This window comes from Pseudofrankia coriaricola (assembly GCF_001854805.1).
GTDB lineage: Bacteria > Actinomycetota > Actinomycetes > Frankiales > Frankiaceae > Pseudofrankia.
On record NZ_MBLO01000080.1, the window covers coordinates 72692 to 98182 of the forward strand.

At 70.5% G+C, this 25491-nt stretch carries 24 protein-coding genes; 8 read left to right on the top strand and 16 right to left on the bottom strand.

Annotated elements, in window-relative coordinates:
- Window positions 1-77: 77 nt before the first annotated feature.
- On the bottom strand, window positions 78-440 hold the full coding sequence (locus BCD48_RS14050; protein ID WP_349308016.1) for an HIT family protein: 363 nt from the start codon (window positions 438-440) through the stop codon (window positions 78-80).
- A 256-nt stretch (window positions 441-696) separates the two neighbouring features.
- Here BCD48_RS14050 and BCD48_RS51245 point away from each other — a divergent pair, with 256 nt between their 5' ends.
- On the top strand, window positions 697-837 hold the full coding sequence (locus BCD48_RS51245; RefSeq protein WP_157910496.1) for a hypothetical protein: 141 nt from the start codon (window positions 697-699) through the stop codon (window positions 835-837).
- Window positions 838-1056: 219 nt separating this feature from the next.
- Here the strand turns inward: BCD48_RS51245 and BCD48_RS14055 are convergent, their stop codons facing one another.
- Window positions 1057-2127 carry a tetratricopeptide repeat protein gene (locus BCD48_RS14055; protein ID WP_071048803.1) on the bottom strand — a complete coding sequence of 357 codons (1071 nt, stop codon included), beginning with the start codon at window positions 2125-2127 and terminating at the stop codon, window positions 1057-1059.
- Window positions 2124-3500, bottom strand: coding sequence for an AAA family ATPase (locus BCD48_RS14060; protein WP_083418608.1), 1377 nt, complete (start codon window positions 3498-3500; stop codon window positions 2124-2126). Before BCD48_RS14060 ends, BCD48_RS14055 begins: the two co-directional genes overlap by 4 nt.
- A gap of 35 nt (window positions 3501-3535) precedes the next feature.
- Here BCD48_RS14060 and BCD48_RS54875 point away from each other — a divergent pair, with 35 nt between their 5' ends.
- Window positions 3536-3661: a hypothetical protein gene (locus BCD48_RS54875; protein WP_274536526.1), complete on the top strand. Its 126-nt coding sequence runs from the start codon at window positions 3536-3538 to the stop codon at window positions 3659-3661.
- A 46-nt stretch (window positions 3662-3707) separates the two neighbouring features.
- On the opposite strand, the gene BCD48_RS14065 is transcribed toward BCD48_RS54875, so the two are convergent.
- Both BCD48_RS14065 and BCD48_RS14070 read right to left on the bottom strand, forming a co-directional pair.
- Window positions 3708-4826, bottom strand: coding sequence for an RNA polymerase sigma factor (locus BCD48_RS14065; protein ID WP_083418609.1), 1119 nt, complete (start codon window positions 4824-4826; stop codon window positions 3708-3710).
- Complete coding sequence (locus BCD48_RS14070) at window positions 4808-5188, bottom strand: YciI family protein (RefSeq protein ID WP_071048805.1); 381 nt, start codon at window positions 5186-5188, stop codon at window positions 4808-4810. The genes BCD48_RS14065 and BCD48_RS14070 overlap by 19 nt, the downstream gene beginning before the upstream one ends.
- A gap of 677 nt (window positions 5189-5865) precedes the next feature.
- Between BCD48_RS14070 and BCD48_RS14075 the strand changes: the two genes are divergently transcribed.
- A complete protein-coding gene (locus BCD48_RS14075; RefSeq protein ID WP_071048806.1) occupies window positions 5866-7104 on the top strand; it encodes an ABC transporter substrate-binding protein in 1239 nt (412 codons plus the stop codon).
- A gap of 221 nt (window positions 7105-7325) precedes the next feature.
- Here the strand turns inward: BCD48_RS14075 and BCD48_RS14080 are convergent, their stop codons facing one another.
- Window positions 7326-8525, bottom strand: a complete 1200-nt coding sequence (locus BCD48_RS14080; protein WP_071048807.1) for an amidohydrolase family protein — start codon at window positions 8523-8525, stop codon at window positions 7326-7328.
- Between the two features lie 483 nt (window positions 8526-9008).
- Between BCD48_RS14080 and BCD48_RS14085 the strand changes: the two genes are divergently transcribed.
- Together BCD48_RS14085 and BCD48_RS14090 are read left to right on the top strand one after the other, a co-directional pair.
- Window positions 9009-9926: an amidohydrolase family protein gene (locus BCD48_RS14085; protein ID WP_198543235.1), complete on the top strand. Its 918-nt coding sequence runs from the start codon at window positions 9009-9011 to the stop codon at window positions 9924-9926.
- Window positions 9927-10251: 325 nt separating this feature from the next.
- Window positions 10252-11595 carry an ABC transporter substrate-binding protein gene (locus BCD48_RS14090; protein WP_083418621.1) on the top strand — a complete coding sequence of 448 codons (1344 nt, stop codon included), beginning with the start codon at window positions 10252-10254 and terminating at the stop codon, window positions 11593-11595.
- A gap of 150 nt (window positions 11596-11745) precedes the next feature.
- Here the strand turns inward: BCD48_RS14090 and BCD48_RS14095 are convergent, their stop codons facing one another.
- From BCD48_RS14095 to BCD48_RS14115, 5 genes are all read right to left on the bottom strand, one after another.
- Entirely contained in the window at window positions 11746-12417 is a 672-nt protein-coding gene (locus tag BCD48_RS14095; protein ID WP_071048843.1) for a TetR/AcrR family transcriptional regulator, read from the bottom strand.
- Between the two features lie 196 nt (window positions 12418-12613).
- Entirely contained in the window at window positions 12614-13468 is an 855-nt protein-coding gene (locus BCD48_RS14100) for an SDR family oxidoreductase (protein ID WP_071048844.1), read from the bottom strand.
- A gap of 55 nt (window positions 13469-13523) precedes the next feature.
- Window positions 13524-14624, bottom strand: a complete 1101-nt coding sequence (locus BCD48_RS14105) for a phosphotransferase family protein (RefSeq protein WP_071048808.1) — start codon at window positions 14622-14624, stop codon at window positions 13524-13526.
- A 51-nt stretch (window positions 14625-14675) separates the two neighbouring features.
- Entirely contained in the window at window positions 14676-15884 is a 1209-nt protein-coding gene (locus BCD48_RS14110; protein ID WP_071048809.1) for a cytochrome P450, read from the bottom strand.
- Window positions 15881-17047: an Rv3169 family protein gene (locus BCD48_RS14115; protein ID WP_071048810.1), complete on the bottom strand. Its 1167-nt coding sequence runs from the start codon at window positions 17045-17047 to the stop codon at window positions 15881-15883. The genes BCD48_RS14110 and BCD48_RS14115 overlap by 4 nt, the downstream gene beginning before the upstream one ends.
- A 304-nt stretch (window positions 17048-17351) precedes the next feature.
- Here BCD48_RS14115 and BCD48_RS14120 point away from each other — a divergent pair, with 304 nt between their 5' ends.
- The 3 genes from BCD48_RS14120 to BCD48_RS14130 all read left to right on the top strand — a co-directional run bounded on the left by BCD48_RS14120 (window position 17352) and on the right by BCD48_RS14130 (window position 20384).
- Window positions 17352-17957, top strand: a complete 606-nt coding sequence (locus BCD48_RS14120; RefSeq protein ID WP_071048811.1) for a hypothetical protein — start codon at window positions 17352-17354, stop codon at window positions 17955-17957.
- The gene (locus BCD48_RS14125; RefSeq protein ID WP_071048812.1) at window positions 17954-18724 is read left to right on the top strand and encodes an SDR family NAD(P)-dependent oxidoreductase; all 771 of its coding nucleotides are present in this window, start codon (window positions 17954-17956) and stop codon (window positions 18722-18724) included. The genes BCD48_RS14120 and BCD48_RS14125 overlap by 4 nt, the downstream gene beginning before the upstream one ends.
- Window positions 18725-18785: 61 nt before the next feature.
- Window positions 18786-20384 carry an AMP-binding protein gene (locus BCD48_RS14130; RefSeq protein ID WP_198543236.1) on the top strand — a complete coding sequence of 533 codons (1599 nt, stop codon included), beginning with the start codon at window positions 18786-18788 and terminating at the stop codon, window positions 20382-20384.
- 87 nt (window positions 20385-20471) lie between these two features.
- Here the strand turns inward: BCD48_RS14130 and BCD48_RS14135 are convergent, their stop codons facing one another.
- From BCD48_RS14135 to BCD48_RS14155, 5 genes are all read right to left on the bottom strand, one after another.
- Window positions 20472-21386: a cyclase family protein gene (locus tag BCD48_RS14135; RefSeq protein ID WP_071048813.1), complete on the bottom strand. Its 915-nt coding sequence runs from the start codon at window positions 21384-21386 to the stop codon at window positions 20472-20474.
- 456 nt (window positions 21387-21842) lie between these two features.
- Entirely contained in the window at window positions 21843-22268 is a 426-nt protein-coding gene (locus BCD48_RS14140; protein WP_071048814.1) for a nuclear transport factor 2 family protein, read from the bottom strand.
- Between the two features lie 133 nt (window positions 22269-22401).
- A complete protein-coding gene (locus BCD48_RS14145; RefSeq protein ID WP_071048815.1) occupies window positions 22402-22809 on the bottom strand; it encodes a nuclear transport factor 2 family protein in 408 nt (135 codons plus the stop codon).
- A gap of 97 nt (window positions 22810-22906) precedes the next feature.
- Window positions 22907-24565 (bottom strand): class I adenylate-forming enzyme family protein, encoded by a 1659-nt coding sequence (locus BCD48_RS14150; protein ID WP_071048816.1) that lies wholly within the window; start codon window positions 24563-24565, stop codon window positions 22907-22909.
- Window positions 24562-25359 (bottom strand): enoyl-CoA hydratase/isomerase family protein, encoded by a 798-nt coding sequence (locus BCD48_RS14155; RefSeq protein WP_071048817.1) that lies wholly within the window; start codon window positions 25357-25359, stop codon window positions 24562-24564. Before BCD48_RS14155 ends, BCD48_RS14150 begins: the two co-directional genes overlap by 4 nt.
- Between the last annotated feature and the right edge of the window lie 132 nt (window positions 25360-25491).

The window sequence follows — 25491 nt, forward strand, 5'->3', positions numbered from 1 at the left end:
ACCTGGGGGACCTGACCAATACGCCAACGCCCTGCGGCGCCAGCATCAGCTTCTGTCGGCCGATGATGTCGAGGGCGTCAGTAATCATGGAGATGGCTGGTCAGGAGGGTCGCGATGCGGTCCATGTCGGCGGCGGGGACCCGGCGTTGCTCTGGTTCGCGCAGATACGCGAACACGTCCGGACCGCGCTCGGGCGGGGACAGGTCGGGGGCCCGCGGGATGACGTGGACGTGCAGATGCTCGAAGCCCGTGGCCTCGCCGAAGCAGGCGACATAGGTCTTCTGGCAGCCGAGCACCGTGGCGAGTGCGTTGCTCAGCCGCCAGGTCACCAGTCCCAGTTCCGCCGCCTCGGCAGGCGTGAGGTCCGCGACCGACAGGACGTGGCGGCGGGCGACGACGACGAGCCAGCCGGGCATGGCAGTTGTGAACGCGTGCGCCACCCGCCAACCGTCACCGAGAAGGATCCGCTCTCTGGGCGGGAGACTCGCCGACTCGACCTCATTCTGCGCGCAGGAAAAACAGCCAGTCCCGGACGGCTCCCCGTCAACCATGAGATCGACGCTACCGGCGCGGGCGGATTCCGCCCAGCAACGGATCAGGGACCAGAAGTCGACTATCCGATCGCCGGGGGCAGGGGACGCCACGGATCTTCCGGAGGCTACGGCGCATCGAGATGTGCAGTGATTCCGAGCGCCCATGCCACCCACCTCATACGACACGTCCAGCCCGGCGACCGTCGCCGCACCCTCACCCAACCCGCTGGCCAGCTCCACCCGCCACCGCAACCGCGACTGCCGCGCCTCCGCCTCAGCCACCAGCGCCGGCGAGACCCCCTGAGAGCCAGGCTCGAGCCCGGTCATCCGTCAATCCATTCACGATGGTGTTGAAGCCTCTGGTGAGCCTCGCAGCCTTCCGGAATCCGACAGATCTCGACCACCGCTCCCATCTCGTCAGACTTGCTCCGGGGCATGGTCAGCCGCTCCGCACCGCACCGCCCCAGCCGAATAGCGGGTTCTATCGCGTCGTGTCGCGCGGTGATGGCACTCAGTCGGTGGACTAGTACCTGAGCCGGCGAACGGAGATCGCGGTGAGGATGCGGACCGCGATGACGACAAGCAGCGCGAGGGCCCGAGTGGTGAGCCCGACAGGTCCGGAGGTCACGACGCCGACAGTGCCGAGAATGCCCACGACGGCAAGGCCGGCGACCACGACGCTGAGGATCGCGTCCCGGCTGACCAGATACCAGAGATGCCGCCGCAGGGGTGCGGTGAGCTGGCGCAGCCACCAGGTCAGGTAACCCAGAGCCAGGGCCTCGGTGACGATCCAGATGATCGCGAAAGGGAGCTGGACCCGGCCCATGGCCTCGCCGACGATGGTCAGGGACCTGGCGACCAGAATGGTGAAGACGAAGACCGCGAGGCAGGTCCGCGAGACGATGGCGTGGACGGTCACGCGCAGGTTGTGCTGCGCGACCGTGTCTTGAGGGTTGGCGGCGGCGGCTCGGATAAGCCCTTCGCCGGCCTGGCGGAGATTGTTGGTCCGGAGGTCCAGGACGGCGAGGTTGTTCCGGGCGGCGGCGTCGCCGGGTTCCACCCGGAGCGCCTCCTCGAAGGCCGACCGCGCACGGATGGGATCACGCTCCATGAGGAGCCTGCCGTAGACGACATGCGGCGCGGATTTGTGAGGAGCCAGTCGCAGCGCCTCGGTCGCGGCGTGGAGTGCCTGGTGTTCCGAGGCCAGGGCGTGGGCGGTGTCGGCGAGCTGGATCCAGGCCTGCCAGCGGTGTGGCGCCAGGATGGTGGCGCGCTGGGCGGCGTCTCGGGCAAACCAGTACTGCCCGAGCTTCTCGTAGGCAAGGCTGGCCAGCCGGTGACCCCACTCCTCCTCAGGGCTGACCGCGATGGCCCGCTGGGCCGTCTGGAGCGCGCTCGCGTGCTCGCCCAGGCCCAGCAGTGTCTGGGCGAGCAGGCACAGCACCCGCGGGTCGTCCGGCTGTTCGCCAAGCAGCGCCGCGGCACGAGCCCGAGCGTCCGCGAACCGGCGGACGTCGAGCAGGTTCTCGATCGCCCCTACGGCGGCGGCACGGTCGAGGCCGGTGGCCTCGCCGGATGAAGGAGGGGAGGTCACAGCCGCCTGATCTTCTTGAGGTAGGCGCGGAGGTCGGAGTAGGTGCCGTCGTCGTCGGCGAACAGGACGACGTTGCGGGCGATGTCGAACCAGGGGCCCATCGAGGGGCGCACCTCGGTGATGGCCGCCTGCAGGTCGGGCATGCCGACCAGGCGGGCCTGGCCGGTGCTAACGCTGTCCAGGAGCGCGCGCTCAACCGCTGTCTCGCAGATGTGGGCGATGTCGGCTCCGGAGTACCCGTCGGTGGCCTTGGCCAGCCGGCCCAGGTCGATGCCCCCGACGGGCCGCTGCGCGAGGTGATGCCGGAAGATCGCCTCCCGGGCGGCCTGGTCCGGTGGCAGGACCAGCAGGGTGCGGTCCAGCCGCCCCGGGCGCCGCAGGGCCGAGTCCACGTCCCAGGGTTGGTTCGTCGCCGCCAGGACGAACACGCCCTCGTTGAGGCCGTCCACTCCGTCCAGCTCCGCGAGCAACTGGGTGACGGCCCCCCGCGTGGCTGACTGGCGGGTCTGCGAACGCTTCTGGCCCAGCGCGTCCACCTCGTCCAGGAAGACCACGCATGGGGCTTCCCGCCGGGCCAGCTGGAACAGTTCGTGGACGTTGCGCTCGCTCGAGCCCACCCACATGTCCAACACGTCGGCCAGCCCCACCGACAGGAACTTCGCCCCCAGTTCTCCGGCCACGGCCCGGGCCACGAAGGTCTTGCCGCAGCCGGGCGGCCCGTACAGCAGCAGCCCACCCCGCAGGCTCTTGCCATACATCCGCCGCAGTTCGGGGTTGCGCATCGGCGCCAGGAACGCCTGTTCCAGCCGCTTCTTGACCTGCGCCATCCCGCCGACGTCCGCCAGCGTCACCCCGGCGCCGACCACGTCCCACGCGTCGCCGGGGCCCGGCGCTCCCGGCGACGCCTCGACCGGCTCGGCGCCGACGAACGCCGGCGGGACGACGCCGTCGACATCGCGTTCCGCGGCGCCCCAGTCGAAGTCGTCCCGCGCCGGCGGACCGGCGACGGGGACCTCGGCCTCCGGCTCCGACGAGCCGGTGGACGGCCGCGCATGTGTCGGGCTGACAGGGCTGACCGGCGCGCCGGCCGCGGCTCCGGACGAGGCATGGGTCTGCGCGCTCGGTCCGGGCGTCGGGGTCGGCTCGAGAGCCCGGACCATGAGCTCCCGGGCCTGCGCATTGTCAGGTGCCCGCCGCAGCGCCTCCGCGCACACGGCCACCGACTCGTCCCCCAGGCCCTGCAGCAACAGATGTTCGGCGAGGAGGAGCCGCAGCGGCAGATCGTCCGGCATCGCTGCGACCGCGCGCCGAAGGCTGTCGAGAAGAGGGTCAGCCCCACCTTCCCCGCCAGGAGGGATCATCACAGACCGCATCGTAGGCCCAGACACTGCACAAACGGGACGCGGCCGTGAGCTTGGCCCCCTGGCACAGGCGCCTCCCCTTGGAATGGGGCCGCGACACCTTCACCAACCTGACCGTGTTCCTCCGAGACGCCGCCACCGGCGGGGACGCGGTGCTGACCTGGATCGACTGACCAGGACGTCCGGACCGGGCGCGGGCTGGTCGGTGGCCACGTCCCGCTATGAGCCCCGCGTCGGGGAGATCTCCCCCGATGGGTTTCTCTCGACGGCGGCCAGTGCGTCGCGGGCGCCCTGGGTCGGCGCGATGTTGACGAGTGCCCGGTAGAGCCGGAGCAGGGCGTCCTGGTCGGTCGTGCCGGTACGTCGGCGGTCGGCATGGACTGACTGGATCGCGGCCTCGATCTGGAACCGGCCGAGAGGGGACCCGAGCGCGTGGGCCCGGCGCAGGTAGGCCTCGCCCTCGCGGATGAGGGCCGTGTCCCAGCGCTCGGGATCCTGCTGCGCGAAAGGCACGAACACGTCGCCAGGCCAACGCGCGGGGGCGCGGGACGACGAGAGCGCGATGAGCGCGGCGAGCCCCCACGCCTCGGGCTCGACTTTGAGCAGCGCCGCGACAGTGACGGCGAGATAGAGCGACTCCGCCGCGAGCGACTCGTGCGGCGCGACACGGGCGTCGGGAGAGCCGAGCGACTCCCAGTCGATCGTGTAGGCACCGTAGATCGCCTCGAGGACGAAGCCGAGCCGTTCGGGCAGGTCCGCACGGGTCGGGACGGTGAACGGAATGCCGGCGGCGCGGATGCGGCGCTTCGCCCGGACCAGACGCTGCGCCATCGTCTCTGAAGGCACGCGGAACGCGGCGGCGATGCTGGCCGCGTCGAAGCCGAGCACGGTCTGGAGCATGAGGGGGGTCCGCACCTCGGGCGCGATCGCGGGGTGGGCGCAGGCGAACAGGAGCTCCAGGCGCTTGTCGGGGATCGCATCCGGATCGACGGCGGCGAGCGGGTCGATCGCGACGGCCGCGACGGTATCGGCGTCGGAGGCCATGGGAAGAGGCGCCGACATGCGGTGGGCAGCCGACTTGAGCACGTCGCGCTGACGGTTGCGGGCGACGGTGAGCAGCCACCCTCCGGGGTTGCCGGGGATGCCCGAGGCCGGCCAGGTGCGCAGCGCCTGCTCGAAGGCGTCGGCGAGCGCGTCCTGCGCGAGGGCGATGTCCCGGGTCGGTGCGGCGAGCAGGGCGAGCAGCCGGCCGTACGAGGTCCGCGCCGCGCCCTCGGCGGCGGCGCGGACCTCGTCGGGGACGCGCGCGGGCAGGTCGGTCACCGCCTCGATGTCCACGCGCCGTCCTGCCAGTGGGTCATGCCCGGCCGTACCTCGACCGGCCCCCACGCGACCGAGGGCGCCCGCTTCGCCCACCCCAGCGCCGCGTCCAGGTCGGCGACGTCGATCACGAACGTGCCGGCGAGCTGTTCCTTGGTGTCGGCGAACGGGCCATCCTGCACGCGGAACTCGCCGTCGACGCTGCGCACGGTCGTGGTGGCCGACGAGTCGCCGAGCACCTCGGCGGAGATAAGAACGCCCGCCGCGTCAAGGTCGGCGGCGTACTTCTGGAAGGCGGCCATACCGTCCTGAACGGCGGCCTCGTCGAGCTCGCCCGTCGCCATCAGCTCCCGGTAGTGCAGCAGGATCGTGTAGCGCATGAGACGTCCTCTCGGATCGGTTCGACGCTGACACAGCATTGACGAGTGAGGCCGGAGCAGATCGACAGGTCAGGACTGGAGGACGACCGAGCCACCCACACCCGGCACGCTCGGGTGCGTTCTCGGTCGCGGAGGCCGGCCCGGTTCCCATTCCAGCGCCCTCCGCGGGGCGCCGGCCGTCACCGGAAGGCGCCGCGGCACTCCGGCGTCCGGGAGAGCCCGCTAGGCCCAGCCCGTCGTCACTGTGCCAACACCCACCCGCTAAGGTTCGCGGATGTCGAGGTCGACGTCAACGTCGATAGCTAGTCGGGGAGCAAGAGCCGCCATGGACCACGCTTCGTCGAGACCGTCGCCGGCCCCAGGCAGGCGCGTGCCCGAGTGGGCCGTCGTCTCACGACGTGCCCTCGAGCCCTGACAAATACCGAAGAGAAACGACCCGGAGATCAACGTGCCTAGTCGGTACAAAGTCCAAGGCCATTGCCCCCGCGCCCGGTCCGCCGCGCGAGGGCCACTCGCCCTGAGCCGGGGGTGACGGGATGCTTGACAAGCAGAATGATCCCCGAAATGGCGGCTGGCCCGCATGGCGCCTCCGCCGGCGACCACACCATGATCGGCCGTCCTCCCGCCCATGGGACGCGGTGCCCGGTCCCGCCGCCCATGCCGGGCCTCGGCGCGGCGTGGCGCGGCCCGCGGCATTCGTCGCTGCCCTGGTCACAGCGCTGGCCGCGGGCTGTTCGGCGTCCGGCGGCGCGGGCGACAACCCGGTCGCCGGCTGCGGCACCCCCGGGTACAGCGGCAACGAGATCCGGCTGGGCTTCGTCTATCCCGGCAGTGGCGCGGGCTCCACGTCCTTGAGCGCCGCCAGGGGCGGGTTCGTCGCGCGGATCGAGGAGGCGAACGCGGCCGGCGGGATCCACGGCCGCAAGCTGATCTACACCTGGCGCGACGACACCAGTACGCCCGCCCAGAACCTCGAGGTCGTCCGCGACCTCGTCGAGAACCAGAAGGTCTTCGGACTCGTCGAGGCATCCATCGCCGCCGCCCAGGGCGCAGGCTACCTGCGTGACCACAGCATCCCGGCAACGGGAATACCAGCCGAGACCTTCTGGGCGGACCACGGCTACCGCAACATGTTCGCCTACACATACCTGTTCGGCGACGGCCCGTCCGTCTCGACCTTCGGCGACTTCGCGAAGGCCCAGGGCGGCACCAAGGCAGCTGTCATCCAGAACGACGTCACCGCCGCCGGAAACGACATCGGATCGAAGATCGGCACCAGCCTGACGGCGGCCGGGATCCCGCTCGTGCCCGGCCGCTTCACCTACAACCCGAACTTCACCAACCCGGTCCAGCTGGGCCAGCAGCTGAAGCAGGCCGGGGCCGATGTCGTGACCGCGGCATTCGCCGGCACCGACCTGGCCGAGGTCGTCCGCGGCATCCACGAAGCCGGCGCACCGGTGAAGGTCATCCTTGCGCCCAGCGGCTACGACAAGTCACTGCTCAAGACGTACGGCCAGACACTCGGCGGGCTGACCGCCGCCGTCAACTACATCCCGTTCGAGATCGGCGGCCCCGCCCACCAGAAGTACCTCCAGGCGATAAGCAGCTACGCCCCCGAAATCCAGCCACCCGACCAGGAGCTGGCCCTCGTCACCTACATCCTCACTGACCTGTTCCTCTACGGCCTCGACAAAGCCGGCGCCTGTCCCACCCGCGCCCAGTACATCGACGCCCTGCGAGCCAGCACATACGACGCCGGCGGCCTGCTGCCGGGCCCCGTCGACATGACCAAGGACTGGGGCCAGATCGCCACCTGCTACACCTTCATGCGGGTCAACGACGCCGGTACCGGTTACGACCTCGTCCCCGGCCCCACCGGCCGCGACCGCTGGTGCGGCCACCGGCTCGACCAGTAGTCCGCCAACCTGAACCGGCCGCGGGCCCAGCGGCCCGCGGCCGGTTCACGGGACTTCGGGTATCGGGCTTCGGGGCCGACTGGGCAGGCGCCGTTCGGGTGGCGACTGCCAGGCCCGCCCGAGAATTCAGATTGTCGAATGCCAGCGGAATCTCCGCCGTGCCGCCGGCCGGCGACCGGCGGCCCTGGCATGGTCTCCGGCGGGGGAGACTGACCCGCTGGTCAGATGGCGGAGAGGGCCAGGACCTGCAGTGCGTTGTCGTGGGAGATCTTCCGGACGTCGTCCTCGGGCAGACCCGCCAACGACTCGGTGACGAAGTCGACGGGCTCGACGACGCCCTCCGCGTGCGGCCAGTCAGAACCCAGCAGCAGCCGGTCGACCCGCACATCAGCGAGCAGGTCATCCACCCGGTCCTCCCAGAACGGCGTGACCCAGACGTGCTCCCCGAACACCTCCCGGGGATGCTCCTTGAAGTAGCCCGGATTGCGGCCGGCCACGTCGTCGAGTCGGTGCAACAGGTCCGGAATCCAGCTCGCGCCGTTCTCGACACTCGCCATCCGCAGCCCCGGGAAACGCTCGAACACCAGATGACACAACGCCGCACCGTAGAAGTCCGTGACCGCCCGACCCTTCGTCAACACCCCCCGCAACGGCGACCGCAGAACCGACTGCTCCTCCCGCCCCGGCTCCCACATCCGCACCAACGCGTCATAACCATCAACCCCGGCATGCGTCGCCACCACGACACCCGCCTCCTCCGCCAGCCCCCAGAACCCGTCATACACCGCGTCGAACGGCGACCGGTAACCCCCCGCCACCGGCACCGGCGCGTTACGCACGTTCACCGCGACAGCACCGCCATCAAGCACCACCCGCAACTCGGCCACGGCGGCGGCCGGATCCAGCAACGGTATGTAGGGCACCGCGTACAACCGGCCCTGATACCGATAGCCCCAGTCCTCCGCCAGCCACCGGTTGAAACCATGAAACACCTTCGCCGCCGCGTCCGGATCGTCCCTGAGCGCCTCCTCCAGACCGACGCCAAGCGTCGGGAACAGCAGGCTGCCCAAGACCCGCTGCCCGTCCAGAGCCCGCACCCTCGCGTCCCGGTCCCGGTACTCCGCCCGGATCGGCTCCAGCACCCCGAACGCCTCCCGGATACCCCTACGCTCCGGATTCCCCCGATACCACGCATACAGCGCCCCGGGACGCGCCACCGGGTCGAACGTCGGGTTCGCGATGTAGCTGTTGACCCTGCCCCCGACGATCAACCGACTACGCCCATCGACCTCCGCCCAGCGCACACCCCGACCACCCAACGAACGGTCCTGATACCGGGTGAACGCATCACGCGCCTCGTAGTAGTGACTGTCAAAGTCAAAGATCCACGCGTCCCGTACATCCTGTCCCACACCACCCATGAGACCGCCTTCACGTTTCGATTGTCAACGTTGACGTCGATATAGACCGAAGCCTGACGGTGGCCGTCGTACCTGGCACCGCCAGAGCCCGCGGTGCCCGACCGCGGCAGGCCGCCTTCTACCGGGAGTAACGGACGGCCAAACCGCCGGCGCAGCCCGGTCGTGCCCGACGAGTACCGCATCAGGTCACCAGGTGGCTCGGCCGCCCGCCGCCCGCATCGAGCCCCGTGCGACCGGGAACCAGACCGCGGGTGGAGTCCACCGCGGGTAGGCACGACACATCCACCGCCACGGCGGACGTTACCTCATATCAATATCGATGTCGACATTAACGACGATCATGGCTATGGTCGAAGCCGTCCACCAGGCGACCGCCGCCGGGCGCACCGACGCCGCGGCGATGCCCGGCCGGCGCCAGCATCCAGCCCGCGGCGGCCGTCCTGGCCGCGCCGTCCCGACGGCAACGTCACGAAAGGTGCCGAGGTGGTCCCAGCTCTCCCACCGGACCCATCCGCCGCCCGGCCCCGGCCGTTCGACGTCGGGGTGATCGACACGATGGTCGGGTTCCCGCAGGACCCGGCCGCGCTCTACCAGCAGATCCGCTCGGTGCTGCGCGACCGGCAGTCACGGGAGGAGTTCGCGATGCCGGCGCAGTACATGTTCCACGACATCCCCGAAAACCACGTCCCCGACGACGTCGACCCTGTCGCGCTCGTACTCGGCGAGATGGACCGGCACGGCATCGAGATCGCCCTGGTCAGCGTCAGCGCGAACGAACCGGTCGCCAGCCGGGCACTGACCGAACACCCCGGTCGCTTCACCGGCTCCTGGACCTGCGAACCGAACAAGGGCATGACCGGCATCCGCGAACTCGTCCGCGCGCACGAGACCTGGGGCATCCGGGCCGCGGCCGTCTTCCCGCACGGCGGGCAGCCACAGGTCGCCATCGACGCACCCCAGATGTACCCGATCTACGCCAAATGCGTCGAGCTCGACATCCCCATTTTCGTCACCGTCGGCATCGCCGGCCCCCGCGTGCCGTCCATGGCCCAACGCGTCGAGCTCATCGACCAGGTCGTGTACGACTTCCCCGACCTGGTGTTCGTCATGCGCCACGGCGCCGAGCCGTGGACCGACCTCGCCGTCAAACTCATGCTCAAATGGCCGAACCTCTACTACTCCACCAGCGCCTTCGCCCCACGCTACTATCCCGCGAACATCATCGACTACGCCAACACCCGGGGCGCCGACAAAATCCTCTACGGCGGCTACTTCCCCATGGGCCTCACCCTCGACCGCATCATGACCGAGCTCCCCCACGTCGGCTTCAAGGACGACGTCTGGCCCAAATTCCTGCGCCACAACGCCGCCCGCGTCCTCGGCCTGACCGCCAACACCTGAGCTCCAACACCTGAGCTCCAACGTCTGCGACAGCGGCGTCGCCGCCACCGTGCGCACCCACGCCGGCGTGGCCGAGATGAGACGCGGCTTCTAGCGGCGCGCCCGGAAAGCGCGTGCCCACGGACGCGGTGAGCCAGTCCGCTCCGCCGGACTCCCCCAGGGGATCCGAACAACGATATACGCAGGCCCCCGCAGCCCTTTGCGTGGGTCGCCACGAGCGAACAGGAAATCCGGGGGCGCATCATCCGGCGGGCCTTCGGTCGATTCAGGCGAACAAATCAGCGATCCTCACAGTGACTCGACGTCCGACGACAAGGTGAAGAACATGCCGCACACCCGCACAACGACCGGTCGGCGGGCGGGTGCCCGACCGCGCTGGGCCATCGCGTCCGCGCGATCCTCCACCCGCCCGACCGGGCTACGGCTGGCTGGCATCGCCGTCCTGGCCGCGGGCCTCACCTTCGTCTCGGCCTGCGGTGGCGGCTCCGACGACCAGAGCGGCCCGACCGCTTCGGCAAGCGGCTCCGCGGGCTCCACGGACATTCTCGGCCCGATCGACAAGGCATCCGGCGCGCCAGTCAAGATCGGTGTCATCACCGAAGGGGCGAGCCCGACCGCCGACCACACCAACGACAACAAGGTGGCCCAGGCTACCGTCAAGTACCTCAACGAGCACAAGGCCGGCATCGGCGGCCGACCCATCGAGCTGACGGTCTGCGAGACCCTCGGCGACCTGTCCAAGGCCGCCGACTGCGGTAACCAACTGGTCGAGGACGGTGTCTCCGCCGCCGTCATCGGCACATCCGCCGTCGTCGAGGCCGCCTGGAAGCCACTGAACGACGCCAAGGTCCCCGTCATGCTCTACACCTCGGGCGAGCCAGCCGTGCTGACCAGCCCCACGACCTTCGTGCTGGGCAACCCGACCTTCGGCTTCGTCGACCTGGCGATCCAGCTCGCCAAGGACAAGGGCAACAAGAAGGTCACGACGATCGTGATCGACGTCCCCGCCGCGCTGCACTCCGTGCAGGAGGTCGCGCCGCCGCTGTTCGCGAAGGCCGGCGTCGGCTACGAGCTCGTCCGGGTCGCGCCGGGCACCGCCGACATGACGCCGCAGATGCAGCAGGTCGTGTCGAACGGCTCCAACCAGGTGTTCATCATCGGTAACGACTCGTTCTGCATCAGCGCCATGAACGGCCTCAAGGCCGTCGGCTTCACCGGCACCATCAGCGGCATCTCCCAGTGCGTCACGGACGCCACCCGCAAGTCCGTCCCCGGCAGCACTCTCAAGGGCATGGTCGTCGCCGCCACCGCGCCACTGGGCCCGGACAGCCCGTCGATGCGCCTCTACACGCAGGTCGCCGAGACCTACGGCAAGGACATCGACCTCAGCTTCCAGGACGGCATGATCATGTTCACGCTGCTCTCCGGCCTCCAGGCAGCCACGGATGGCATCTCGGGTGACATCACCCCGGCGGCCATCACCTCCACCATCAAGGCCATGAAGGAGATCGAACTCCCGGGTGCCGGCGGGATGAAGTTCCGCTGCAACGGCGAGGCCGTCACCGATTCCCAGGCCGTCTGCGTCCGCGGCGGGCTGTCCACCACCTTCGACGACAAGGGCCAGCCCGCCGAATACAAGGTCCTCGCCAACACCCCGATCCCGGACTGACCTCCCACGGGAGCCGGAGGACGGGCAACGCTCAACCACCAGCCCGCCCTCCGGCACACCGTGACCGCGTCGCTCGCGTCGAGAACGCGCCGCTGGGCCGGTTCGCGGAGCCAACAAGATCGCGAGCGTCGTCTACTTCCTTGCCTCGGATCAGGCGTTGTTGGTCTCCCGCGCGCTGTACGGACCGACGAGTGCGCGCACGATGTATCTGTCGACGAACTCCCGCTTCCCTGCCGGCGACCAGCTGGACCACGGGGGGCTCATGATGATGACGCCCGCGGCCATCATCCAGCGGACGGTCTCCTTGAGGTCCAGGTCGGCGGCGAGTTGTCCGCCCTCCTGCCACTGCCGCAGGAGCGGCCGGAGGTGGCGGTACACGGCGTCGACGATGGGTTCCTCGGTCAGTTCCAGCGACTCCGCGAGCGGTCGGCTTCCCGTGGCGAAGAGCGCCTCGTTGATGGCGTCACCGTTGATCAGGTCCGTGCACTTCAGGAACACGTCACAGATCGAGCTCGACGCGTCTTCTGGCCGCGGAAGAGAGCTGACAACGCCCTGCATGGCGACGTCGACCCTGCTCAGCAGAACAGCGAGGATCAGTTCATTGCGGCCTTTGAAGTACCGGTAGACCGTGGAGCGGGAGACGCCGGCCTCGACGGCCACCTCCTCGACGCGAATCCGGCTGGTGCCCCGCCGCGCGAGGCAGCGACCCGTGGCCGCGACCAGGCGCCGGCGTGCCTCCTCGTCGTCGAGCAGCGCGCTGTCGCTCCCCCACCATCCTGGTGTGCGCTGTCCCGCGCCATCCTCTTCGGCGACCACCGTCATGGAGCCATGGTAGAGGCGGCGCGGCATCCGTCCGTCCCCGTGACATGGGCCGACACCCCCGACCAGTCCGTGGCCCGCACGGCCCGCGGTGGGAGCGGACCGCCGCGCACCGCGCCGCGCACGGCAGGCCCGACGCCCGGCGGGAACGCCTTGGCGGGAGACCCGACGCGCATCGTCCAGCCACTCGTCGCCCGTTTCACGGTCCGGCGCGGGCCGGTTCCGCCTTCCCCAGCAGGGCGTCCCTCCCCCCGAACCGGGGCGCGACCAGGGCCGAGTAGTCCGGGCCCCGGCGCAGGCTGAGGCCGCCGTCAACGTTGACGATCTGCCCGGTCACCCGCCCGGCGCGGGACGACAGCAGGAAACTGACGAGCTGCGCGACGTCGTCGACATCGGATGCGCCTCCGAGCGGGGTGTTCTCGTCGTAGCTCTCGTAGACCGGCGAGCCCGGTGTCGCCCAGCTCATGATCTCCGTCGACGTGAGTCCCGGGCGGACGGCGTTGAACCGGATACCCGCGGCCCCGTACTCGTCGGCGGCGTTGCGGATGAGCTCCTCCACGGCGGCCTTCGCCACCGGGTAGGCCCCGAAGTAGGGGTGGGTGACGTGCCCGGCGATGGAGGAGATGGCGACGAACGAGCCCACGCCGGCCCGGGCGAACAGCGGAACCGAATGCTTGACCAGCAGCAGCGTGCCGACGACGTTCAGTGTGAGGACGCGGGTGAACTCGTCGACCTTCTGGGCATGTAGAGGCGCCAGCGCGCCACCGCCGCCGGCGTTCGCGACCACACCGTCGAGGCGTTGGCGCCAGCCGGCCGCGGCCTCGATGACCCGCTGGACATCCGGCTCGCTGGTGACATCCGCGATCTCGTATCGGACCGCCTCACGGCCGGCCTCGTCGTTGATCGAGTCCACCGTGGACCGCAGGGAGGCCTGCGTGCGGCCGCAGACGGTGACCCAGGCGCCCTCGGCCGCCAGCCGCCGCGCGATGCCCGCGCCGATGCCGGTACCGCCGCCCGTGACCAGCACCGACAGCCCGTCAACCTCGTTCGTCATCTCCATGCCTCCGTCTTCCTTGATCGCGGGCTCGTCGGCTCACGTCCGATGGTGGTCAGCGAGTTGGGCCCGCGGAGGTCCCACGGACCGCCAGGAGACGCTCCGGCCGCGGCTCGACGGGCCCGGAAGGCAGCGGCTCGTCTATGCCGAATCCGCGCAGCGCCCGCCGGGTGTAGGGCGGAATACCCATCCCCATCAGGCCGAACCTGAGGTCGTCCGTGTCGCCCGCGTCGAACAGCATGGCGCCGACGAGAAGAATCACGCAGGTCTTGAACGACTGGAACGCCCGGTACCACTCTCGATGCCGGACCGGTATGCCGGTGAGCTCCTCGTAGTACGCGAGCGCCTCGTCGGCGGTCAGGGCCGACGGCCGGCTCGTGAAGAAGACGGGTGTCTTCCAGAGAAGGTCGAGGTATCCGACGTCGGCGAGCGGGTCCCCGATCCCGGCCATCTCCCAGTCGAACACTCCGGTCACCTCGCCGTCGACGAACGCGAAGTTCCCGGGTTTCGGGTCGCCGTGAACCAGGGTGACGCGCTCGGACGCAGTGGGCCTCCGGTCCCGCAGCTCGGTGAGCAGCCGTTCCAGCGACGGGAGCTCGGCGCGCTGGACCCGGCGCATCTCGGCCGTCCAGTGGTCGAGCTGGTCGTCGACATACGACCGGCCGTCGCCCAGGGCCGCAAGGCCCGTACCGGACAGGTCCACCGAGTGGATCGCGGCGAGCTGCTCGACGAGTGCCTGGGTCATACGGTGGAGCGTCGCCGGACGCTCCACCAACTCCGTCGGTGTCTCCTGCTCGTAGACGTCCCCAACGACCCGTTCCATCACGTAGAACGGCCGCCCGAGCACCTCGCCCGACTCGTCGAGCCACAGCACGGCGGGACCGCGGACGTCGGTGTTCTCCAGTGCCCGCAGGATGGTGAACTGCCGGGTCATGTCGTACGGCTCCAGCAGGCCCGGAAACGGCGGGCGCAGGCGCAGCACGACATCCCGGCGATGATGCTCGGTTCCGGTGCGCCAGGCGAGCGCCAGCATCAGCATCTCCGCCGAGTGGCCGAAGGTGACGCGGCTGGAATTCTCGACCCGGACGTCGGTCGCGGACGGGATCCGCTCCCGTAACCATGAGGTGAGCCGCTCGAGAGCGTCCTCGGTTCGCATCGCTCGACATGCTCCCTGTGTTCGCGGCCGGTCAGCTCGGGTGAGCCGTGGTCAGCTCGGGGTGAAGCGGATGCGGATGCGGTCGTACGCCCTGGCAAAGGTGGCCGGAAGGATCGCGGGCTCGTCCGGGTCGACCAGCTCCCAGTCCGGCATCCTGCGCAGCAGCTCCTCGAACATCACCCGGATCTCGAGGCGGGCGAGATGGGCGCCGAGGCACACGTGGGTACCGAATCCGAAGGCGAGATGCCGCGCGGACGTTCTCGACACGTCGAGAACGTCAGGGTCGGTGAAGGCCCGTGGGTCACGGTTCGCGGCGGGATAGAGCAGCAGGATCTCGTCACCCTCGCGGATGTGCTGCCCGTGCAGCTCGTGGTCCTCCGTCGCGGTGCGCCTCATGTTCAGGACGGGCGACACCCACCGGATGAACTCCTCGACCGCGCTGTGCGCGAGCAGCTCGGGCCGCTCCCGCAGCAGCCGCCGCTGCTCGGGGTACAACGCGAGGTCACGGATCATCGTGCCGATCACGGTCCGGGTCGTCTCCGCCCCGCCGTCGAGGACAAGGATGGTCTCGTCGAGAACGCGCTTGGTGTCCCACTCCGGGGTCGTCACCCACAGCGAGATGAGATCATCGCGGGGCTCCGCTCGGCGGGCCTCGATGATCTGCGCGGTGGTCCTGATGAAGTCCTTGATGACGGGGATGAGCCCGGGGTGGGTGACGTGCGGCGGGCCGTCCGGCGACGTCTTGCCGGACAGCAGCATGATCTGCTCCGACCAGTACCGGACCCGTTCCCACATCTCCCGCGGGTACCCGAGCAGGTCGCCGATCACGATGGCGGGAAGCCGCGAGGCGATGGACTCGATCGCCTCGCACTCCCCCAGCGGTGTCACGGCGTCGAGGATCTCCGAGACCAGGCCGCGGACATGCTGCTCGTGACTGCGCACCGCGCGCGGCGTGAAGCGCCGGGCCACCACGTTGCGCTGGGCCTGGTGGTCCGGGTCGTCCATATTGATCATGGACTGGTCTTCGCGCAGGTCGATGTGCGGCCGGGAGCCGTAGAACGACGAGTACCGGGCGCCGTCCTTCTCCACCGCCAGGACGTCCTGGAAACGGGAGACGACCCACAGCTTCTGTGCCGGGTCCCAGAAGACCGGGGCCTCGTCGCGCAGCCAGCGGTACGAGTCCCACGGGTCCACGTAGAACTCGGGGTCGAGAACGTTGACCCGCCGTTCGGCGGCCGTCGCCGTCGTCGCGCCCGTCACGCGAAGGACACCTGGTGGTCGGAGTCCGCCGTCAGGCCGAGCTCGGGCCACTCGCCGTAGATGAGGCTCTCCAGGATGCCGTAGCCCACCGCGTCGCCCTCCCGGACCCGGACCGGCGTGTCGCGAAGCTGGCCGAGGACGCCCAGGTTCTCCTCGCTCCAGCAGTCCTCGAAGTACTCGCCGTCGAGGTGCAGCTTTCCCAGCCACGACCCGTGGATGTGCCCACCCCACGAGCCGTATCCCCCGGTCTTCAGGAAGAAGCCGGACTCGCCCAGGGCCTCGACCTCGATGACCCGCTTCTCGCCGGAGTCCATCGTGAGGCGCAGCTCCCCGCCCTTCACGAACCGCGTACGGGTGTCGTACTCGATGCGCGGCTCGGCGTCGCGGATCTTCAGCTGGGTGCCGTCGGAGGAGTTCAGATAGGCGGAGGTGTATCCCCAGGCGCCTTCGGCGATGAAGATAGCGGTCTCGTAGTAGGAGCCGTCGGGCCGGCGCAGGAAGGCCGGCGTCCATTTCATGCCGCCCTTGACCTGTGTCTCCTGTCGCGGCGTCCGGCTCCGGATCAGGTCCGTCGGCGGCGCCCCGACGGCCTGCCGGACACCCCACGAGTGGTCCCGGTAGCCGAACCACGCCTCGGGGCGGACTTCGTGGGTCTCGCCGTCGACCGTCACGGTGCCCGACACCCAGCCGCCCTGGTGGTAGCGGATGACGTTGACGTCCACCCGGCCGGTGCGACGGTTGCGGACGAGGTTGCGGTCCTCGAAGAACGGCGGCGTCACCCCGGACAGGACGAGGTCGAAGGAGATGGGCTGGACGTCGTTGGGCTCCAGCCGGAACCACACCTGGTTCAGCGGCGCGACGATCTCGTAGTGGATCGGGCCGACGGCCGTCTCCTCCGGGTCGCTCCGCAGTTCCCGGCTGCCTCGGACCGTCCACTGCGCACGGCCCCGGGAGACGCCGGCGAAGCCGTCGATGATGCCCCGGTTGTGGTACTTGCCCAGCCCGAAGTCGACCTGCAGGGATCCGTCGGTGCTCGCCAGCGAGCCCCAGATCTTCTCGGTCCAGGCGAGATCGGACTCCGCCACGGTGGCGAACGTGTCCGCTAACTGATGGTTGAGGGTCTCGTCGGCGCCACGCAGCGCGCCGATGTCCTTAGGTGCCATCTGTCCTGTCCCCTTACGACGCAGCGCGACTGCGACTCACGACGACACGCATGTCGCATGGCGACACACTATGGCATGTATGTCTTATCTCCCTCAAGAAGTGGACGGGCACCAACCAGTGGCACCGCAAGCCGCCGGCCAGATCGGGACGTGAACCCGCGTTGGTGCGCCGTCGGGCCAAGCCTGGTCGCATGGCGAGACAGGAGCAATCAATCGACTCAGCATGAGACAGTCAATAGATTCTGTTGCGACCCGGCGCGCCGCCGCGGGCCTGACGTCGCACCGGAGCAGTGGGAGACCACGCATGACGACCGACACCGGACCGGACGAGGACGATGTTCTGCAGGCGTTCCGGCTCATCGAGCAACGACTGGTCGAGACACCCGAGCACAGCGGGCTGCGGCTGCTCCGTGAGCGTCTCGCCGGCGAGCTGATCGGTGACGCCGACCGCGTGGGGACGACGCTGGGTCCGACGTTCACCCTCGTGACGCACGCGGGCGGAAGCGTCACGAGGACCGACCGGGCGGCCCTCGTGGAGACGATCCACCGCCAGGGCAGCGCGAAGGGCGCGGCGATGACCTGGCTGCGGCTCGACGACCTGGTCGTCGAGCGCGACGTCATCGCCGGCCAGGGCGTGCTGCGCACGCTGCTGACCGCCGCGCTGGCCCAGCGGCAGGGCTGGCGGGACATCGGCCCGGCCGACCTGTGCCTCACGACCATCCCGCTGGCCTTCTTCATTCGTTTCGCGGGCGACCTCATGGCGTCCGAGGTCCTGCATCTGGCCGCCGACGCGAGCGAACGGACGGTCCTGACGAACGGCTCGCGGCCCGACCCGGACCACTGCCTCAGGCTCATCGACGGCGGGGGCGTGAGCCTGACGGCGGGCCTTGCCACGGAAGGCGGCTCATGAACCTGACAGACACGTCGGCGATCGTGACGGGCGGCGCCGGCGGCCTCGGCGCGGCCACCGTCCGCCACCTCGTCGAGCTCGGCATCGGTGTCGCGATCTTCGACCGGGACGGCGAGCGCACGAGGAACCTCGCGGCCCAGCTTGGGCCCGCGACGGCGGCGATCGTCGGCGACGTCACCGCCGAGGCCGACGTGCGGACCGCGATCGACGCCGCCCGGTCGCTCGGCACCCTGTCGATCGTGGTCAACGTGGCCGGCGGCGGCACCCGCCCGGCGCGCACCGTCGGCCGCGACGGGGCACCGCACGACATGGCGACGTTCGTCGACACGATGGCGAAGAACGCGTTCGGCACGTTCAACGTGACCCGGCTGGCGGCCGCCGCGATGGGAGCGAACGCGCCGGACGAGGACGGTCAGCGCGGCGTCGTGGTGAACACCGGGTCGCTGGCGGGGCTGGAAGGACAGGCCGGCCAGGTCGCGTACGCGTCGGCGAAGGCGGCCATCCTGGGGATGACGCTGCCCCTCGCCCGTGACCTGGCGCCGCTGGGTATCCGAGTGTGCGGCATCGCGCCCGGCACCATCGGCACCGACCTCATGCTCAGCGCCTCCCAGGGGCTGAAGGACAAGCTGGTCGCCAGCATCGTCTTCCCGCCCCGGATGGGCCGCCCCGTCGAGTTCGCCCTGCTGGTCGAGGCGATCATCCGAAATTCCTATCTCAACGGGGAGAACATCCGGCTCGACGCCGCGCAGCGGTTCCCCGCCAAGTAACCACGTGAGCAAGTGAGCAAGTGTCCACTTGACACGTCTAGAAGCAGGAGGTCGCACCACCATGAGCGGCGCACTGCCCGACGAGGCGGCGGACCTGTACCGCGGCGTCTTCCTTCCTGATCTGCTGATCGCCGCGCTGCGCCGCCACCCTGACCGGCCCGCGATCCACCTCGGGGGCAGCGTCCTGACCGGCGCCCAGCTCAGCGCGCGGATCAGCCGGTACGCGCAGGTCTACGCGGCGAAGGGGGTGCGGCCCGGCAGCGGCGTCGCCATGCTCTCCACGAACCGCCCCGAGGTGCTGTACGCGATGGGTGCCTACATGGTCGCGGGCGCCCGCAACACCTCGCTGCATCCCCTAGGATCGCTCGACGACCACGCGTACGTCATCGAGGACGCCGAGATCGAGACGCTGGTGTTCGACCCGTCCTTCGCCGAGCGGGCCGCGCGGCTCCAGGAGCGGGTGCCGGCCCTGAAGCGGCTGCTGTCGTTCGGGCCGTGCGACGTCGGCGAGGATCTGAGCGCGCTCGCGGAAGACCACGACCCGCTGCCGTTGGTCGCGCCCCGCCTCAATGCGGAGGGGATCTCCGCGGTGGCCTACACCGGCGGGACGACCGGGCAGCCCAAGGGCGTGATGGCCACCTACCGCAGCAGCGCCGCGATGACGCAGATCCTGCTCACCGAATGGCAGTGGCCGACCGATCTGCGCCACCTCGTCTGCACACCCCTGAGCCACGCGGGCGCGCCCTTCATCGTCCCGGTGCTGCACCAGGGCGGTTCCGTGGTCGTGCTCCCCAGGTTCGACGCCGGCGCGGTCCTCGACGCCATCGAACGCCACCGCATCACGTCGGTCTTCCTCGTCCCGGCGATGATCTACGCGATCCTCGACCATCCCCGGCTCGACCAGACCGACCTTTCCAGCCTCCAGACGGTCTTCTACGGAGCCTCGGCGATGTCGCCCACCCGGCTGCGGGAGGCCATCAGGCGGATCGGGCCGGTCTTCTTCCAGTTCTACGGGCAGACGGAGGCGCCCCAGACGGTGTTCGTGCTGCGCAAGGAGGAGCACGACCCGGACGACCTGTCCCGGCTGGCGTCCTGCGGACGACCGGTGCCGTGGCTGAAGGTCACGCTGCTCGACGACGAGGGGCACCAGGTATCGCGCGGCGAGCCCGGGGAGATCTGCGTGCGTGGGCCGCTGGTCATGAAGGGCTACTGGAACAAGCCGGAGCAGACCGCCGAGACCCTCACTGGCGGCTGGCTGCACACCGGCGACATCGCCCGGCAGGACGAGCACGGCTTCTACTCGATCGTGGACCGCAAGAAGGACATGATCGTCAGCGGCGGCTTCAACGTCTTTCCCCGTGAGATCGAGGACGTGCTTTCCACGCACCCCGCGGTGGCCGCGGCCGCCGTCATCGGCGTGCCCGACGAGAAATGGGGCGAGGCCGTCAAGGCCGTCGTCGTGCTCCGCGCCGGCACGGCGGTGTCGTCCGACGAGCTGGCGACGGAACTCGCCGCGCTGGTCAAGGAGCGCAAGGGCTCCCACCACGCCCCCAAGAGCGTCGAGTTCGCCGACGCCCTCCCGCTCACCGCCGTCGGCAAGCCGGACAAGAAGGCCCTGCGCCAGCGCTACTGGGCGGGCGCGGACCGCAAGGTCGGCTGACCACTCGTTCCGCCCGCTCGTTCCGCCCGCCGACAGCCGCCTGGTCCCGGCGACGGGCTGCCGCCAGCGGGGCCCGGTGGACCGGCGTTACTTCACCGCCAGCGGGTTGAGGGGCGTCCCGACACCCTTCGCGACCTTCAGGACCGGCGCGCACAGGAGGAACTCGTAGACACCGTCCGCCGCGCAGTCGGCGGCGAGGACCTCCAGGTCGAACATCTCGCCGAGCGTCATGCCCATGTCCCGGATGAGCACGTAGTGCACCGGCATGATCGCGTTCGGGTCGCCGCTCGGATACCGCTCGACCGCCCAGTTGTCGGCCGCGACGGCCGCGACGTCGCGCTCTCGGAGCCACTGGCAGCATTCCAGCGTGAGCCCGGGCTCACCGCTCATGAACTCGGCGGCCGAGCCCTCGGTGAACCTCCGGGTCCAGCCGGTCCGCACGAGCAGGATGCTGCCCGCCTCCAGCGACACGCCCTGCCGGTCGAGGGCCGCGTCGAGCTCGTCCGGGCCGATCCCGTGGTCCGGGGCCAGGCAGGCGACGCCGTGGACGCGGGCGACGTCCACGAGCACGGCGCGTCCGACGACGCCCCGCGCCAGCCGGTCGATGGCGAGCCGCTCGGCTCCCCGCGCGGTGATCGACGATGCGGGCACGTCGTTGTAGCAGCGGCCGTCGTAGGAGACGTGCGCGAGGCCGTCCCACTGCGTGGCGCACTGCAGGGGCATGAAGACGAAGTCGTCGGCGATCCCGGCACCGTCGGGGAGCGGGGGCTGCCCGGTCATCGACATGAGATGGACGGGGTTGACCCGCCCCCCTAACCCGATCTGCGGACCGTTCGCCGAGAGGGTGTAGCCGAGGTCGAAGACGCGACCCGTGCGCGCCAGCGCGGCCGCCGCGGCGACCCGAGCCGGTGTGATCAGGTTCAGCGTGCCGACCTCGTCGTCGGCCCCCCAACGTCCCCAGTTCGACAGCCCACGGCCGACAGTGCGGAAATCGGTGCTCATCGTTTCCCCTCGTGCGGTCACCCTGGCCGCCTCGCGGCGATTACCAGGAGCCTGCACGACCGGTGGGCGAGCCGGGGCAGGCAGCGCCGGCGTCGCTGAACCCGCCTCGGCCCCCCGCCACGGCCGTAGGGCCGTCCCGTCTGACCGGGCTGACGGTGAATACACTGTCCCATGTAGCAATATCGATGTCAACTTCGACATTCGCCACTGGCGAGACCGCCCGGAGGGATCAGACCGCCGTGAGCACCTTCTCGTCCGGGTCGCTATCGAACCGCGGAAGTCCCCGCCGGTCCGAGCCCACCCCGGACGACCACTACCGCGACCACCCATGACGTGATCGCCGTTCGCACCCTCCGGTGGTCGTGAAAGGGCCGCGGGCACGACCATCGGAGGGCAGAAATCACAATCAAGCGTCAGCGGAGCGGGGCGACGTCGTCAGGGCGGGGCTGGTGGCCGTCACGCTTTCGGGGCGGGCTTCTTAGGGCGCGCGGGCCGGTCGGACAGACCGTCCGGCGTGATGAACTGGCACCGGCAGCGGCTGATACGCCAGCCATCCGGGGTCCGGACGAGCTCGTCGCTGTATACGGCGTGCCGCGCGACGCCGTCGGAACGGTCGACGAAGAGCAGGTTGCGGCTCGTACGGGCCTCGTCCGGACCGACCATGTCGATGACCGGCGGTCCACCGAGGTGCAGTCCGCCCGGAGCCGCGGCCATCATGGCGCGCAGCGCGTCATGACCGTCGAAGGAACGCCCGTACACCAGGTAGCTGGCGTCCGGAGTGAACAGGCCGACCCAGCCCTCCACGTCATCGAGGTCGAGCGTCAGGCAGTAGCGGGCCAGCAGGCCGCCGATGGCCACCTGGTCCTCGGGTGAGGGAAGCATCAGAACTCCTCCTGGCGGCCGTCAGAGGTGTACGGAACATCCTGGCCGGCCGGTCGCCCGGCCGACCAGCCCGTCGCGGCTGGCTGCGGCGCCGGCCGTCGGCTCGGCGAGGTGCCGCGCCGGCCCGGGCCGGTCACCCGGGTTTCTCCAGGGTGTGTACCTCGCGCCGGGCGAACCGCCAGGCGCCGTCGACCCGGACGATCTCGTCGTGGTAGCGGCCGGTGATCGCCGGAACCAGCCGGTCGCCCGCGAAGCGCAGGAACACGAAGTCGGCCACCACCCGGACCAGGCCCCTCCCACCGTGCTCCAGCACCGCGTTGACCGTCACATGCTTGCCCCGCTGGCTGGGTCTGCTCTGGGTGCTCTGGAAGAACTCCAGCAACTCGGCCGTGCCACGGGCAGTCCGGTCGCCGTGGATGAGGACGCCGTCGGCGGTGAACAGCGCCACGACGCCGGTGAGATCGCCGTCGTCGCAGCGGTGGCAGTACCGGGCGAGCGTCGCGCGCACGGCGAACTGGTCCTCGATCGCTAGGCCGGTCACGGCGCCAGTGTAGTAAATATCGACGTCGACTTCGACATATGTGATGATCTCCGACCGGTCGGGCCGCGGGGCTGGCGACCCGACCGGGGTCTCGGAGTCAGCCGCCCGTCAGCCGGGCGGCCAGGTCGCTGTCCCTGCCGGGCGTCTCGATCACCAGCCGGGACCGGACGACCTTGCCCGAGGCGGTCCGGGGCAGCGGTGCGTCCCAGCGGACGAGCTGCTCGGGCAGCTTGCGCGTCGCCGTTCCCCGGGCGACCAGGTGGGCCACGAGGGCGGCGAGGGTGACGGCGGCGCCGCCGTCCGGCCAGACGGCCACGGCGAGCCGCTCGCCGGTCGACGGGTCGGGCATGCCGAAGGAGGCGGCCTCGACGGCTCCTGGCAGGTCGGCCAGCGCGGCGTCGATCTCGGTCAGCGAGATCTTGAGGCCGTTGCGGTTGACGACCTCCTTGAGCCGGCCGACAACGGTCAGCCGGCCGTCATGCAGCTCGAGTTGGTCGCCGGTGCGGAACCAGCCGTCCTCGAACGCGGCCTCGTTGTCCGCCGCGTCGAGGTAGCCGAGGAACAGGTTGGGGCCACGCAACAGGCCCTCCCGCGGGTGCTGGCTGGAGCCGACGCGCACCTCGCTGCCCGGCAGGAGCGCGCCGTCGTCGGACAGCCGCCGCTCACGGTCGTCGCCCGGCAGGCTCCCGGAGAAGGTGGGCGCCTCGGAGGAGCCGTAGACCCGGGCGATCTCGATCCCGAAGGTGTCCGTCGCCAGCTCCAGCAGGGGGCGCGGCAGCATCGCGCCGCCCAGCGCCAGCGTCCGCAGGCCGATCCCGGCGCCGTCCGGCCCGGCGGCCACGGCGGCCCGCAGCAGGCGCTCGGCGATGACCGGCGCGCCGCCCAGCAGGGTCGCGCCGACGGCGTTCATCTGGCGCAGCGTCCGCTCCGGCTCGAACCGGTCCTCCAGCGCCAGGGTCGCGTGCCGGTCCGCCGCGAGGTGGATCTGCGACAGGCCGGTGATGCTGGTGAGCGGGCTGACGAGGAAGACCACGGTGCTCTCGTCCGCGGACGTGGTCCATGCCATGTTGTCGGCGCCGGCGGTGAGCGTGTTGAGCGAGTGGACGAGACCCTTAGGCCGGCTGGTGGTGCCCGACGTGAACAGCACCACCGCGGCGCGGTCGCGGTCGGGCTCCGCCCAGGCCCGCGCCCACGGCGACGGCGGCCGCGAGCCGGCCGAGCCGGAAGGTTCGGAAGGTTCGGAAGGTTCGGCCGATCCGGAAGGCTCGCCTGGAGGCCCACTCACCTCGTCGAACAGCTCCAGCGGCACGACCTCGGCCGCCTCGGCCAACGGCTCGGCGAGCCGCTCGGCCTCGGCCGCCGGCACGATCACCCGGGGCCGCGCCGAGAGCGCGTCGAGGGCGACGCGCAGGTCCGCGACCCCGCACCGGCGGTCCAGCAGGATCGTTGTCGCTCCGGCGCGCAGCAGCGCATGGTAGGCGATCACTCCATGACGGGTGTTGCCACTGACGAGCACGACGCCGTCGCCCGCCCGGACGCCCCGCGCGGCCAGGGCGGTCACGCCCGCCGCCACGGCCGTCGCCAGCTGGGCATAGGAGAGCCCGCGGTCGTTGTCCACGACCGCCACGACGTCGGGACGGCGGTCCGCGCCCGCCTCGACGCCGTCGGCGAGCAGGCGGTTGTCCCACAGCCCGTCCGCACGGTGGCGCGCGGCGCGGTCGGCCGGGGCGCGCGGAAGCCCGGCCAGGGCGCTCACCGGCTCGCCCGGCCGGCCGCCCGGCTCAGCATCGCCGCGAGGTTGCGCTGGAACGCCGGCTCGTCGAACGACGCCGTCTCCCGGTCGAGCGCCGCCGACAGCGAGGACGTCATCGCGTGGTGCAGCGCGCCGTTGAGGATCGCCTTGGTCTCGGTGACCGCCTGCGGGGGCAGCGCGGCCAGCCGGGTCGCCAGCTCCACGGCGGTGGTGACCGATGTCCCCGTCGGGACCACCCGGTTGGCCAGGCCGAGGCGCAGCGCCTCCTGCGCCGGCAGCCGGTCGCCCAGCAGGATGAACTCCTTGGCGCGCAGCAGGCTGGTCAGCAACGGCCAGGTCAGGGCCCCGCCGTCGGCGGCGACCAGCCCCAGCGCCACGTGCGGGTCGGCGAAGTACGCGTGCTCCTCGATGACCACCAGGTCGCTCATGGCGGCCAGGCTGCAGCCGAGACCGACCGCCGGCCCGTTGACTGCGGCGACGATCGGTACCCGCACGGACGTCATCCCACGGACGATGTCCGCCGCCTCCGCCATGATGTGGGCACGCAGCTCGACGTCCTTGACCATCCTGTCCAGGAGGCCGAGGTCGCCGCCCGCCGAGAACGCCGTGCCCGCCCCGGTGAGGACGATCGCGCGGACCTCCGGGTCCGCGTCCAGCTCCGGCCACACCTGGGCCAACGCCGGGTGCAGCGTCTCGTCGGCGGCGTTGAGCGCGTCGGGGCGGTTCAGCGTCACGACCCGCACGGCCCCGCGCGCCTCGACGAACAGGGGGCCCGGCGTGCTCGGACCGTCGACCATGTCACTCCTAGGTGGTCTGCTGACATCGAGAACTCCCGCGTCGTCTCCGCGCGGCCGGGTGGCCGGACGTCGCGTGTCCCGATCATCGTCGGACCCGGCTTGACGCCGGGCACATAGCGACCAGAATATCGA